General features: G+C 62.8%; 7 protein-coding genes. 4 read left to right on the top strand and 3 right to left on the bottom strand.

Annotation, left to right across the window (positions count from 1 at the left end):
- Nucleotides 1-122 precede the first annotated feature (122 nt).
- Nucleotides 123-929, top strand: a complete 807-nt coding sequence (locus J2X54_RS19480; RefSeq protein ID WP_310182759.1) for a class II glutamine amidotransferase — start codon at nucleotides 123-125, stop codon at nucleotides 927-929.
- Between the two features lie 7 nt (nucleotides 930-936).
- On the opposite strand, the gene J2X54_RS19475 is transcribed toward J2X54_RS19480, so the two are convergent.
- Nucleotides 937-1,485 carry a GNAT family N-acetyltransferase gene (locus tag J2X54_RS19475; protein ID WP_070246696.1) on the bottom strand — a complete coding sequence of 183 codons (549 nt, stop codon included), beginning with the start codon at nucleotides 1,483-1,485 and terminating at the stop codon, nucleotides 937-939.
- A gap of 206 nt (nucleotides 1,486-1,691) precedes the next feature.
- Between J2X54_RS19475 and J2X54_RS19470 the strand changes: the two genes are divergently transcribed.
- The 3 genes from J2X54_RS19470 to J2X54_RS19460 all read left to right on the top strand — a co-directional run bounded on the left by J2X54_RS19470 (nucleotide 1,692) and on the right by J2X54_RS19460 (nucleotide 4,206).
- The gene (locus J2X54_RS19470) at nucleotides 1,692-2,714 is read left to right on the top strand and encodes a sulfate ABC transporter substrate-binding protein (RefSeq protein WP_310182758.1); all 1,023 of its coding nucleotides are present in this window, start codon (nucleotides 1,692-1,694) and stop codon (nucleotides 2,712-2,714) included.
- A gap of 83 nt (nucleotides 2,715-2,797) precedes the next feature.
- The gene (locus J2X54_RS19465; protein ID WP_070246698.1) at nucleotides 2,798-3,019 is read left to right on the top strand and encodes a molybdopterin-binding protein; all 222 of its coding nucleotides are present in this window, start codon (nucleotides 2,798-2,800) and stop codon (nucleotides 3,017-3,019) included.
- A gap of 209 nt (nucleotides 3,020-3,228) precedes the next feature.
- The gene (locus tag J2X54_RS19460) at nucleotides 3,229-4,206 is read left to right on the top strand and encodes a serine hydrolase (protein WP_310182754.1); all 978 of its coding nucleotides are present in this window, start codon (nucleotides 3,229-3,231) and stop codon (nucleotides 4,204-4,206) included.
- 114 nt (nucleotides 4,207-4,320) lie between these two features.
- Here J2X54_RS19460 and J2X54_RS19455 read toward each other — a convergent pair whose 3' ends face one another.
- A complete protein-coding gene (locus tag J2X54_RS19455; RefSeq protein ID WP_310182751.1) occupies nucleotides 4,321-5,988 on the bottom strand; it encodes a ShlB/FhaC/HecB family hemolysin secretion/activation protein in 1,668 nt (555 codons plus the stop codon).
- A gap of 34 nt (nucleotides 5,989-6,022) precedes the next feature.
- Complete coding sequence (locus J2X54_RS19450; RefSeq protein ID WP_310182749.1) at nucleotides 6,023-14,344, bottom strand: YDG domain-containing protein; 8,322 nt, start codon at nucleotides 14,342-14,344, stop codon at nucleotides 6,023-6,025.
- Nucleotides 14,345-14,348: the final 4 nt, after the last annotated feature.

The following is a 14,348-nucleotide window of genomic DNA, read 5'->3' as shown; positions in this document are numbered from 1 at the left end:
AGCGTAGGCGCGCGCCCGGCAAAGCTGAACGAATGCTTTCAGCTATGGATATGCCAAAACATTCCTTTCAGCCCAACAGTGCGCCCGCTATCGTGGTTCATCTTCATTGATTTTGGTATGCCATGTGCCAGCTCCTAGCCATGAACAGCAGCAAACCGGCAGCGGTCGATTTTTCGTTCGCAGGCTTCGCCGAGCGCGGCGGCCGTACCGGCGAACATCGGGACGGCTGGGGCGTGGCCATCCACACCGCCGACGGCTGCCGGCTGGTGACCGATCACCTGGCTTCGATCGACTCGCCGCTGGCATTGCAATTTCGCCAGCAGCCGGTCAAGGCCAGGAACGTGGTGGCGCACATCCGCAAGGCCACCCAGGGCCGCATCGCGCTGGAAAACAGCCACCCGTTTACGCGCCAGCTGTGGGGCCGCACCTGGTCGTTCGCCCATAACGGCAACCTGGTGGATTTCGATCCGAACCCCAGCCTGTATTCGCCGCTGGGCGACACCGACAGCGAACGCGCTTTTTGCCACCTGCTGTCGGGCCTGGCGCTGCGCTTCGCGCAGCAGCCGCCGCGCCACGTGCTCTACGCCGCGCTGGCCATGCTGGCCGGCGAAATCGCCGCGCACGGCACCTTCAATTTCATCCTGTCGAACGGCCAACTGCTGTTCGCCCATTGCAGCACCGACCTGCACTACGTGGTGCGCGAATACCCGTTTTCGGTCGCCAAACTCATCGATTGCGACCTGTCCATCGATTTTTCCCAACACAACCATCTCGACGACCGCATCGCCGTCATCGCCACCCAGCCGCTGACCTCCAACGAAAGCTGGATCAAGCTGCAAGCGGGGGAACTGACATTGTTCGTGGGAGGCGAGGCGGTGGGTGCGGCGCCGGTGCGGTGCCGGCGCCAGGAGCTGGCGTTCAGTTACTAAAAATTTATTAGTCGGAATTGCAGTTGCAGAAGCGTTTGCGCTTGGTCGCATCCGCGCCGGCATCGCCGGACGTATCGAGTTGTTTCCAGAAGAACACCGTTTCCACGCCATACGGCGAGCGGACCTTGCCGGCGTCGGTGTAACCACGGCTGGCAAAGAAGCCCTGGCCGGTGGCCGTGCTATGCAGCTGCAATGCTTTCATGCCCCAGCACAGCACCTGCTCTTCCACCCGCGCCAGCATGGCCTTGCCGAGGCCCCGCCGGCGGGCTTCGGGCAGCACGTAGCACAATGCCAGCTTGCCGGCGCCGGTCAGCAGCGCCACGCCGGCGACGACGCCGTCCTGCTCGGCCACCACGCAGAAATTGGTGGACGAGACAAACCAGCTTTCGACCATTTGCGGTGTTTTATTGCCGAGCCAGGCGTCGAGGATGGCGCGATCATTTTTATGATCCAATTCACAGCATTCCGCGATGGAGCGGCGCAACACATTGCACGCCGCTTCCGCGTCTGCCGCCACCGCCACGCGGACCTGGGGGCTATGTATTTCAAGACTCATGTATGCTCACAAAACATTCCAATAGCAAAAGAAGCGTTGACGGCTTCTCCGTGCTTGAGCGCGACTATACACCAAGCGGCAGATTGAGGTTTGCGCGCACCTCGGCGGGGTTTCTAAGCATATTACGAAATATTCCTTTCTTTTCTGTATGAAGTTTTACACCATGACGGTGTTCCTTATTACCAAATCTCATTAAGAAAGCCATTATGACCACTCAGAATACGACCCGCCGTTTCGTTGTCACTTCATTACTGGCCACGTCGGCGCTGTTGCTCGGCTTGCCGCTGCAGGCCAGCGCCGCCACGCCGGTATTGCTGAACGCGTCGTATGACGTGGCGCGCGAGCTGTTCAAGGAGATCAATCCCGCTTTCGTGGCCGAGTACAAGAAAAGCACCGGCGAAACCGTGAACATCAACCAGTCGCACGGCGGTTCGTCCAAGCAGGCCCGCTCGGTGGCAGACGGCATGGAAGCGGCCGTGGTCACCATGAACCAGGCCAACGACATCGACCTGCTGGTCGATCGCGGCGTGGTGGCGCCCGGCTGGAACAAGAAATTCCCCAACAATGCCGCGCCGTTCTACTCGACCATGGTGTACCTGGTGCGCAAGGGCAATCCACAAGGCATAAAGGACTGGAACGACCTGGCCAAGCCTGGCGTGAAAGTGATCGTGCCCAACCCTAAAACCTCGGGCAACGGCCGCTACACCTACCTGGCGGCCTGGGGCTCGGTGATTAAGAACAAGGGAACCGAAGCGCAGGCGCGCGAACTGGTCACCCGCATCTTCAAGAACGTCCCGGTGCTCGACGGTGGCGGCCGTGGCGCCACGACCACCTTTACCCAGCGCGGCATTGGCGATGTGCTGGTGACGTTTGAAAACGAAGTGAACCTGGTGCGCGCCGAGTTCGGCAGCAACTTCGACGTGGTATACCCATCGTCGTCGATCCTGGCCGAATCGCCGGTGGCCGTGGTCGACAAGGTGGTGGACAAGAAAGGCTACCGCAAGGAGGCGACCGCCTACTTGAACTTCCTGTACTCGCCGCAGGGCCAGGACATCATCGCCAAGCATTACTTCCGTCCTCGCTCGGAGGCGGCGTTCAAGAAGTACAACGCCAATTTCCGCCAGATCAGCCTGTTTACCATCGATGACGTGTTCGGCGGCTGGAAAGCGGCGCAGAAGAAACACTTCGACGACGGCGGCGAGTTCGACAAGATCTACCAGACCAAATAACGATAGTCGGAACCATTCGTTCACGAAAGCGGCCGTCGAGCTTACTCTGGGTGTGTAGACCTCCACCACACAAAGGAAACGCGATGGCCATTTCTGAAATTAATGTACGTAACCAGTTCCGCGGCAAGATCAAGGAAATCATCTTCGGACCGGTGGTCTCGGAAGTGGACGTGGAGACCCAGCACGGCATCGTCACCTCGGTGATCACCTCGCGGTCGATCCATGACCTCGACCTCAAGGTGGGCAGCGAAGTGATCGCGCTGGTGAAATCGACGGAAGTGTCGATTGCCAAGATCAGCAACTAACTTTTTTTGCCCCATCGAAAGCCTCGCGCCGCGTGCCCGGGGCTTTTTTGAATCCGCGAGTTACGCACGATAGACGAGAAACCACTTTAATGTTATCGTCTATCCTCAGTGTTGCCGCATAGCCAGTGGTGTTCTGCCGCCTGGCGATGTGCTGCGTCGTCCCACGACGCCTCTGTTCCACCCTACACCCCATACCGAAACCACCGAACATGCTCAAGAAAATTGTTGCTGTCTTGCTGAGTACGTTTACTGCCGCCGCCCTGGCAGTGCCGCTCGGTTCACAGTCGGTGCTGGTTGTCGAAGACGACACCGGCAAAGTCATTCTCGAAAAGAATGCCGACGTCCAAGTACCCATTGCCTCCCTGACCAAGCTGATGACCGCCATGGTTGTGCTCGATTCCAAGCCGGACATGAAGGAGGCGATCGAAATCGACCGCACCGACGTGGATATGCTCAAGCACAGCACCTCGCGGGTGCCGGTCGGCGCCGCCATCTCGCGTGCCGACGTGCTGCAACTGGCGCTGATGTCTTCCGACAACCGCGCTGCCGCCTCGCTGGCCCGCACTTATCCTGGTGGCATGGAGGGCTTCCGTCGCGCCGTCAACGCCAAGATCCGCCTGCTCGGCATGCACAATACCGTGATCGAGGAGCCTACCGGCCTGTCGCCGCACAACCGCTCCACCGCGACCGACCTGGTCAAGATGGCGCATGCTGCCTCGCTGTACCCGGAAATTACCCGCATTACCACCGACAAGAAAGACCTGATCCACATCAAGGGCCGCGACGTCGAGTACCACAACACCAACCGCCTGGTCGGCGCCAAGGGCTGGGACGTCGGTTTGTCCAAGACCGGCTACACCGAAGAAGCGGGCCGTTGCCTGATCATGCGTTTCAAGAGCGGCGGCAAGAACAACACCCTGGTGCTGCTCAACGCCAAGGCCAACTCGGCACGCCTGACCGACGCAGTGAATATTCGCCGCCTGATCGTGGGCCCGGAAGCGCGTTCGCTCGAGCGTCCGCGCTTGCTGAAGGCGTCGGCCAAGGTCAAGGCCGAGAAGCCGCGCGTGGTCAAGGCCTCGGCCAAGGCCAAGCCGGTGCGCAAGGCCAGGATCGTCAAGACCTCGGTAAAAGCCAAGAAGCAGGCGGCAGCGGTAAAAGCGTCGAAACGGACCAGTCGAGAGATGTAGGACAAAACGACATCGGCCCGGTTCTGGTGTCCAACGTCTCGTGCTGACGGCCCGTTCGATTGTTCGAACGGGCCGTTTTGCCTGGAGCAGATCTGCACACCGACAATTGATCGTTCAGAAACCCTTGCTCAACATTAGCCAGGCATGCGCTGAAGACTGCTTGCCCAGCAGGGCAGGCACTGCCCCGAGCCGGGTTGCCACTGAAGCGCTGGCACGCCACTGATCGGGGCCGATCCAGTTCATTCCGACGCCGGCGCCTGACATCGAGCCACTGTTTTCATTGCCGTTCCAAGGCTGACGGTTGATTTTGACATGCGCATTGTCAATAAAGGCCTGCGCCTGCCATGTCCCAAGCCACAGCCGTCCCAGTTCATGGCGCAATTCCATACTGGCGGCATAGCCGGTGTCACCGGAGAGCGCACCGATGTCATAAGCACGGACCGTATAGGGACCGCCGGCGGCCATCTTCTCGGCAGAATCAAGATTGCGGTCGGACCACTGGCCCGTCAAACTGAAATACAGCGCAGTGCGCGGGGTCAATCCCTGCAGGCGGACAAGATTAATATTCCACTTCGAGAAGGCGCCGGTTGCACGCGCGGTAACTGCATCGGACGCCGCAGCGCCGGCGTCGTCAAAGCTGTGGCGTCCGCGCGTCCAGCTCAGCGACGCGGTGCTCATGGCGCCGCCCAACAGGCTGTCGCGCTGATCGCCGTTGACGCTCACGACCCAGTTTCGGAGATGGCGGTCGGTACGGAGTGCTCCAACATCGACACGATCGCGCAACTTCTTGGCTTCATACTGCAGTTGAGCGTACAGGTTATATTCCGCGGTACGAATAAACGGATGTTTTGCCCAGACGCTGCCAACCGATGCCGTGCCATGAGCATCGAGTGTACGGGCTGCGCCGCCGAGCTTATAACGCAATGCCGAGAAAGCAGTGCCTATTCTGCTACCCTGGCCGTTGAGCAGCGTGTCATATGCGGCTCGAAAATAGCTCATGCCGTCGCCGGTGGTGGTGAGATTGGCGCTCAGAATATCACCAGCGTGAAGCGGATTGACGAGATTGAAGTTGCCGCTCAGGCGGGTACGGCCGATGTAGGGGTTGCCATAATTGTCGAGCGAAAAATTGGCCGGCGCCGACTGAATGTGACGCGCCTCGACGTCGAGGTCGGAGGTGCCAACGGCCGTTCCCGGCTTTAGCACCGCATTGACGGCCACGCCTGGCACATCCGACAACAGCAGCAAAGTGCGATTGAGCTCGTCATCGGCAATCAAGTCCCCGCGGCCGAGGGATGCGAGAACCGCGCCAAGAACAGCATCGCTGACTTCAGTGCGGTTGTTGAGCCGGATGCTGCCGTAGTGTGCCTCGACAACCTGTATGACAACCACACCGCCGGTGATCGACTGTGCGGGAATGATAGCGCGGGTCACCTGAAATCCACGAGCTTGATAAAACGCCGTAATACGCCCGGCCAGTTCTTCGAGTTGCGCCAGCGTCAGGCTTTTGCCTTCCTGATCGGCAACCAGGGCATGCAGCGTTTCCGTCGAAAAAGCAGTATTGCCTACGATACGCAATTTATTCACCTGTATTGGCTGCGACGGCGGCACACCAATTTCATTTTTTGGCTTGACCTCGAGGGTCGGCGCCGGCGGCTGCGCAGGCACAGGAATGGAAGGCTGCAGTTGTTGCAGTATCGACCCGGCATTGGTCGGCACTTGCTGACCGAGTGCATTGGCGTCTAGCGACGAGAGCAACAGCGCCGCGAACAAGGGTTTCATCATGAGAGTCTGTTTGGGAACTGGATTCATATCTGCTTCATTCCTTGCTGCGGGTAGCTACGAGGGGCAACCGCATGCCGCCATTTTGAATTTTAAGCGTCGGCACGGGCGGGCCGAATGCAGTAACCGTATTGATTAACGGCAGGCCCGAGGAGTCCTGTTCGTTCGCATCGTCCCCGTTGCTGGTGCTGCCGGTGTTTCCGGTACTGCCGTTGTCAGCCAGTTGCTGTACCACCAGTGTCGACGACAGGCTCAATACTTGCGGCTGCGCCGACGCCTGGGGCGGCAGCAACGAAGTTTGCACTTGCGTTACCGTATTTTGAACCTGCTGCGGCAGCACGTCAGGCACAGCTACCGGTCCGCCTGTGATATTGGCGAATGCCTGCGATTGTTCGGTAACAACGTAGTTTCCAATATCGGCGCCGCCAAATGTGCTGCTCAAATTGACCGTCTTGCCGAGACCAGGGGCTGCGTTGGAGAACTGGCCGCTTGACACCATCGTGATGTCATCGGTACCAAACCTGCCTGCCAGCGTAGCACCGGCGGTGCTGACGGAGGCCGCAGTGGTGCCATCAAAAGTTTTATTAGCTGCAGTGATGCCACTGACCGTGATTACCGCGCGCGATATGTTCGCTGTCACGCCGGTCGGTTGGGTGACCACGTAGTTGCCGGCGTCGGCACCGGCCAGCGTGTAGCCGCTCACCGTCACGGCCTTGCCGGCGCCGGCGTCCTTGCTGGCAAAGCTGCCCACGGCGGTACCGGTCACCGACACGCTGTCGCTGCCCAGTGCGGCCACGGCAGCGTTGCCGGTCAGGGTCGCGGCAGTGGTGGCGTCATAGGTTTTATCCAGGGCTGCAATGCCGGAGACCGCCAGGTTGGCCTTGTTGATGGTTGCGCTCAGCCCGGTCGGTTGCAGCACCACGTAGTTGCCGGCGTCGGCGCCCGACAGCGTGTAGCCGCTCACGCTCACGGCCTTGTTGGCGCCGGCGTCCTTGCTGGCAAAGCTGCCCACACCGGTACCGGTCACCAACACGCTGTCGCTGCCCAGTGCTGCCACGGCAGCAGTGCCGCTCAGGCCGGCGCTAGTGGTGGCGTCATAGGTTTTATCCAGCGCTGCAATACCCGATACCGCCAGGTTGGCCTTGTTGATGGTTGCGCTCAGGCCGGTCGGTTGCAGCACCACGTAGTTGCCGGCGTCGGCACCGGCCAGCGTGTAGCCGCTCACCGTCACGGCCTTGCCGGCGCCGGCGTCCTTGCTGGCAAAGCTGCCCACGGCGGTACCGGTCACCGACACGCTGTCGCTGCCCAGTGCGGCCACGGCAGCGTTGCCGGTCAGGGTCGCGGCAGTGGTGGCGTCATAGGTTTTATCCAGGGCTGCAATGCCCGAGACCGCCAGGTTGGCCTTGTTGATGGTTGCGCTCAGCCCGGTCGGTTGCAGCACCACGTAGTTGCCGGCGTCGGCACCCGACAGCGTGTAGCCGCTCACGCTCACGGCCTTGTTGGCGCCGGCGTCCTTGCTGGCAAAGCTGCCCACACCGGTACCGGTCACCAACACGCTGTCGCTGCCCAGTGCTGCCACGGCAGCAGTGCCGCTCAGGCCGGCGCTAGTGGTGGCGTCATAGGTTTTATCCAGCGCTGCAATACCCGATACCGCCAGGTTGGCCTTGTTGATGGTTGCGCTCAGGCCGGTCGGTTGCAGCACCACGTAGTTGCCGGCGTCGGCACCGGCCAGCGTGTAGCCGCTCACCGTCACGGCCTTGCCGGCGCCGGCGTCCTTGCTGGCAAAGCTGCCCACGGCGGTACCGGTCACCGACACGCTGTCGCTGCCCAGTGCGGCCACGGCAGCAGTGCCGGTCAAGGTTGCGGCGGTGGTGGCGTCATAGGTTTTATCCAGGGCTGCAATGCCCGAGACCGCCAGGTTGGCCTTGTTGATGGTTGCGCTCAGGCTAGTCGGTTGCAGCACCACGTAGTTGCCGGCATCGGCGCCGGACAAGGTATAGCCGGTCACTGTCACCGCCTTACCGGCGCCGGCATCCTTGCTGGCAAAACTGCCCACGCCGGTACCGGCCACCGACACGTTGTCGCTGCCAAGGGCGGCCACGGCGGCGTTACCGGTCAGGCTGGCGGCGGTGGTGGCGTCATAGGTTTTATCAAGCGCCGCAATACCCGATACCGTGAGGTTGGCCTTGTTGATGGTTGCGCTCAGGCCGGTCGGCTGGGTGACCACGTAGTTGCCGGCGTCGGCGCCCGACAGCGTGTAGCCGCTCACCGTCACAGCCTTGTTGATACCGACATCCTTGGTCGCAAAACTGCCGCTGCCGCTGCCGGCCAGCGACACCGTGTCGCCCGAAACCAGGCCCGAGTAGCCAACGCTGGCGGTGTTGAGCGCGGCCGTGGTCGTGGCGTCGTAGATTTTATCGACGGCGCTGACGCCGGTCAGGGTCAGCCCCTTGGCGGTCACGGTGTAACTGCTGCCGGCCACGCCGGGCGCGTTGTAATTGCTGGCCAGGCCGCCGTTGCTGCTGCTGCCCAGGCTCAGGCCCGTGGTGCTGGCGAGCGCCGCACCCCTTTGCACGTTCTTGCTGGTCAAGTTCGAGGCGTCACCGGCCCCGGTGACGCTGAAGATCTGGCCGGCCACGCCGGTCGCCGTCAAGCTGCTGCCCGCCACCGACGTGGCGCCATCGTAGGTTCTGCTGCCGGAGACGATGACATCGGCCTTGTTGATGGTAGCGGTCACGCCGGCCGGCTGCACCAGGTTGTAGTTGCCGGCATCGGTGCCGCCCAGCGTATAGCCGGTGACGGTAACGGCCTTGCCGACGCCCGCGTTGGCGTCGGCAAAGCTGCCCACGCCCGTACCCGTGACCGCGACGATGTCGCTGCCCAGTGCGCTGACCGCAGCCGTGCCGCTCAGGGTGGCGCCGGTGGTGGCGTCATAAGTCTTATTGGACGCCGCGATGCCCGACACCGCCAGGCTGGCCTTGCTGACGCTGGCCGTCAGGCCGGCCGGCTGGGCGACCACGTAGTTGCCGGCGTCGGCGCCCGACAGCGTGTAGCCGCTCACCGTCACAGCCTTGTTGATACCGACATCCTTGGTCGCAAAACTGCCGCTGCCGCTGCCGGCCAGCGACACCGTGTCGCCCGAAACCAGGCCCGAGTAGCCAACGCTGGCGGTGTTGAGCGCGGCCGTGGTGGTGGCGTCGTAAATCTTGTCGACCGCGCTGATGCCGGTCAGGGTCAGCCCCTTGGCGGTCACGGTATAACTGCTGCCGGCCACGCCGGGCGCGTTGTAATTGCTGGCCAGGCCGCCGTTGCTGCTGCTGCCCAGGCTCAGGCCCGTGGTGCTGGCGAGCGCCGCACCGCTTTGCACGTTCTTGCTGGTCAAGTTCGAGGCGTCACCGGCCCCGGTGACGCTGAAGATCTGGCCGGCCACGCCGGTCGCCGTCAAGGTGCCGCCCGCCACCGACGTGGCGCCATCGTAGGTTTTGCTGCCGGACACGATGACATCGGCCTTGTTGATGGTAGCGCTCACGCCGGCCGGCTGCACCAGGTTGTAGTTGCCGGCATCGGTGCCGCCCAGCGCATAGCCGGTGACGGTAACGGCCTTGCCAACGCCGGCGTTGGCGTCGGCAAAGCTGCCCACGCCCGTACCCGTGACCGCTATGCTGTCGCTGCCCAGTGCGCTAACCGCAGCCGTGCCGCTCAGGGTGGCGCCGGTGGTGGCGTCATAAGTCTTATCGGACGCCGCGATGCTCGACACCGCCAGGCTGGCCTTGCTGACGCTGGCCGTCAGGCCGGCCGGCTGGGCGACCACGTAGTTGCCGGCGTCGGCGCCCGACAGCGTGTAGCCGCTCACCGTCACGGTCTTGTTGTCGCCCACATTCTTCGTCGCAAAACTGCCCGTGCCGCTGCCTGCCAGCGACACCGAGTCGCCGCCGACCAGGCCCGAGTAGGCTACACCGGCCGTGTTGAGCGCGGCCGTGGTGGTGGCGTCGTAAATCTTGTCGACCGCGCTGATGCCGGTCAGGGTCAGCCCCTTGGCGGTCACGGTATAACTGCTGCCGGCCACGCCGGGCGCGTTGTAATTGCTGGCCAGGCCGCCGTTGCTGCTGCTGCCCAGGCTCAGGCCCGTGGTGCTGGCGAGCGCCGCACCGCTTTGAACGTTCTTGCTGGACAAGTTCGAGGCGTCACCGGCCCCGGTGACGCTGAAGATCTGGCCGGCCACGCCGGTCGCCGTCAAGGTGCCGCCCGCCACCGACGTGGCGCCATCGTAGGTTCTGCTGCCGGAGACGATGACATCGGCCTTGTTGATGGTAGCGGTCACGCCGGCCGGCTGCACCAGGTTGTAGTTGCCGGCATCGGTGCCGCCCAGCGTATAGCCGGTGACGGTAACGGCCTTGCCAACGCCGGCGTTGGCGTCGGCAAAGCTGCCTACGCCCGTACCCGTGACCGCGACGATGTCGCTGCCCAGTGCGCTGACCGCAGCCGTGCCGCTCAGGGTGGCGCCGGTGGTTGCGTCATAAGTCTTATTGGACGCCGCGATGCCTGACACCGCCAAGCTGGCCTTGCTGACGCTGGCCGTCAGGCCGGTCGGCTGGGCGACCACGTAGTTGCCGGCGTCGGCGCCCGACAGCGTGTAGCCGCTCACCGTCACGGTCTTGTTGACGCCCACATTCTTCGTCGCAAAACTGCCCGTGCCGCTGCCTGCCAGCGACACCGAGTCGCCGCCGACCAGGCCCGAGTAGGCTACACCGGCCGTGTTGAGCGCGGCCGTGGTGGTGGCGTCGTAAATCTTGTCGACCGCGCTGATGCCGGTCAGGGTCAGCCCCTTGGCGGTCACGGTGTAACTGCTGCCGGCCACGCCGGGCGCGTTGTAATTGCTGGCCAGGCCGCCGTTGCTGCTGCTACCCAGGCTCAGGCCCGTGGTGCTGGCGAGCGCCGCACCGCTTTGCACATTCTTGCTGGACAAGTTCGAGGCGTCACCGGCCCCGGTGACGCTGAAGATCTGGCCGGCCACGCCGGTCGCCGTCAAGGTGCCGCCCGCCACCGACGTGGCGCCATCGTAGGTTTTGCTGCCGGAGACGATGACATCGGCCTTGTTGATAGCAGCGCTCACGCCGGCCGGCTGCACCAGGTTGTAGTTGCCGGCATCGGTGCCGCCCAGCGCATAGCCGGTGACGGTAACCGCCTTGCCCACCCCTGCGTTGGCATCAGCAAAGCTGCCGGTGCCGGTACCCGTGACCATGACGCTGTCGCTGCCCAGCGCGCTGACGGACGCGGCGCCGCTCAGGGTGGCGCCAGTGCTGGCGTTATACGTTTTATTGGCGGCGGCAATGCCCGACACCGCCAGGTTGGCCTTGCTGACGCTGGCCGTCAGGCCGGCCGGCTGGGCGACCACGTAGTTGCCGGCGTCGGCGCCCGACAGCGTGTAGCCGCTCACCGTCACGGCCTTGTTGACGCCCACATTCTTCGTCGCAAAACTGCCCGTGCCGCTGCCTGTCAGCGACACCGAGTCGCCGCCGACCAGGCCCGAGTAGGCTACACCGGCCGTGTTGAGCGCGGCCGTGGTGGTGGCGTCGTAAATCTTGTCGACCGCGCTGATGCCGGTCAGGGTCAGCCCCTTGGCGGTCACGGTGTAACTGCTGCCGGCCACGCCGGGCGCGTTGTAATTGCTGGCCAGGCCGCCGTTGCTGCTGCTGCCCAGGCTCAGGCCCGTGGTGCTGGCGAGCGCCGCACCGCTTTGCACATTCTTGCTGGACAAGTTCGAGGCGTCACCGGCCCCGGTGACGCTGAAGATCTGGCCGGCCACGCCGCTGGCCGTCAGCGTACTGCCCGCCACCGTGGTGGTGCCGTCATAAGTTTTGGTTCCCGCCAAGGTCAGATCGGCTTTGTTGATGGTGGCGGTCAGGCCGGTCGGCTGGGTGATCACGTAGTTGCCGGCGTCGGCACCGGTCAGCGCATAGCCGGTGACAGTGACGGCTTTGCCAGCGCCGGCATTGGCATCGGCGAAGGTGGCCGTGCCGTTACCGAGCGTGACGCTGTCGCCGTTGACGATGCTGGCGGCGACACTGGCGCTGCCGGACAGCGTGGCCGAAGTGGTGCCATCATAGGTTTTGCTGTTGGCCGTCAGTCCGGTGAGGTTGACGGTTTTGGCCGTGATCGAGGCGGTCTTGCTGTCGAGACCGCTGATGAAGTAGTGGTCGCCGTTATAGCTGATGACGGTGGCGCCATCGCTGGTGATGGTGGTGGCGGCATTGGTGCCCGTAGCGAAAATGCCATCGATGGTGATGGCTTTGTTGGCGCCGACATTCTTGTTGGCAAAGGTGGCCTGCGCACTGGAGGTATTGAGCGACAGTCCGCTTGGCAGTGCCACTGCGGGAGTCAACCCTGACACGGACGCCGTATTGGAACCATCGTAAATTTTGGAGGCAGCCGTGCCGCTCACATTGATGGCCATATAGGCCGTCAGTTGATTGGGGTCAGTGGCCATATAATCGCCGTATGCCGTCGGAGTATTATAGCTGCTCGGATTGTAATAGATGGAGATGGTGCTTGTACTATCAGCCAATAAAAGGGCATTCGGATGAGTCGAGGGAGTACCGTCAAATTTCACCGTGCCTGTCCCTGTGGCGGTATTGTCTGCCCTCAGCACGACATTGCCGGAGCCTTGAGCGTAGATGCCACCATCAATCGTCTCGCCGGTGGGGTTGGCTGAATGTTTCACATTCTGCGTTGTTTTGAAATCAATGTTACGGTAAGCACTCAGCGTGAGCGTGTTGTTACCGGTCTCCCAATTTATGCCGGCATTGTTGTTGTTATAGTCAACCGCGAAGCCTATGTAGTCGAGCACGATGATATCGCCATTGCCGGGCGCTCCCGTACACTGCGGCGTGAGCGTGCAACTGGCCGAAGATGCGGTGGTCTTGATGGTCACGTTGCCGTGATTGAGCGCAGCCGTCAAAACCCGCGTGTCGACATTGATCGGGTAAAAAACGCTGTTTAACCCGCTGTTAAAGGCACTGCCATTGCCGATCACAATATCATCGGGATCGAGCAGCCACTCGCCTGCCACGCCATGGGGCGCCGCTGTATTGACCGTGGCGCTGGCATTGATGCCCAGGTTTTTGCCGGACGTTTCCACCTGGCCGCCGTTGCCGGCAGTGCTGCCGCCGCGTGCCGTGATGCTGCCGTTGAACTGCGTGGCGCCATCCGACCAGACCGCAACACTGCCGCCGTTACCAGCGGTAATGGCATCGGCCTTGATCGAGGCGCCTGCTGCAACTGTCGTGGTGTGCGCATTTTGCTCGGCGCCGGCGCCGAGGAAATTTCCGCCTACGAGTGCGGTGCCGCCGCCGGCGTCGCCTGAAACATCGGCCAGGCTGCCTGCCGCCAATGTGACGGCGCCGCCCAGCACCTTCACGGCGCCGCCGGTTTCGCCGTGCCCGAGGCCGGAAGCATCGAGCGTGCCGCTATTGCCGGCGGCGCCAGCGCTGCCGGCCTCCAGCACAATCACGCCGTTGACATTCTGCACGCTGCGCGCCTGGATGATACCCGTGTTGTTGACCACGCTGGCCAGCACGGCATCCCTGGCGCCGGCCGACAGCCAGACCGCACCGCCGTCGGCATTGATCAGACCGCCATTTTCAGCGAGGTTGTTCAGCGTGCCCTGGTTCACTTGCAGTTGAACCAGGCTATCGCCTGAAAACGACAGCGTGACGTCGCTGCCGGCGCCCAGCGCCACCGTCCCTGCCCTGGCGTTGATCGTCCCGGAGTTGGTGACCTGGTTGCCGATGAAGGCAACGTAGCCGCCGTTGGCAGTATTGATGGAGCCCTGGTTGATGATGCTGCCGCTGCCTGCGCCGTGGAAATTGCGCGTGGCACTATTCAGGCTGGCATCGCCGATATCGAGCGTCGACGCCACCAGGCCGCCGACATTGACTTGCGATCCGGCACCAAACAGCACGCCGTTCGGATTGATCAGGTAGACCTGGCCGTTGGCGTTGAGCGCGCCGTAGAACTCGGTGGCGCTATTGCCGCTGATACGGTTGACGGCTATCGCGCTGGCCGAGGGCTGGACGAAATTGACGGTTTCGCCACTGCTGGTATTGAACGACTGCCAGTTCAGCGACAGGTTCTGGCTGGCCTGCGTCACCGTGGTGGTGGCGCCATTCTGGTTGATGGTGCCGTTGCCGGCTGTAACCTGGCCGCCTGTCGGCCCCGCCATGGCCGCGTGTGACGCGGCCAGCAACACGCTGGCGACCAGGCGGCGATTGGCCGACTTGCCCTTGCCCCTGGCGCGCTCGTGGACCACCACCCAGGTCTGTTGAACATGACTCCAGACGAGTCGGTAAATGCGGTTCATGGAA

Origin of the sequence: Duganella sp. 3397 (genome assembly GCF_031456625.1) — a bacterium.
GTDB lineage: Bacteria > Pseudomonadota > Gammaproteobacteria > Burkholderiales > Burkholderiaceae_D > Rugamonas > Rugamonas phyllosphaerae.
This window is presented reverse-complemented; position numbering and strand designations above follow the sequence as displayed.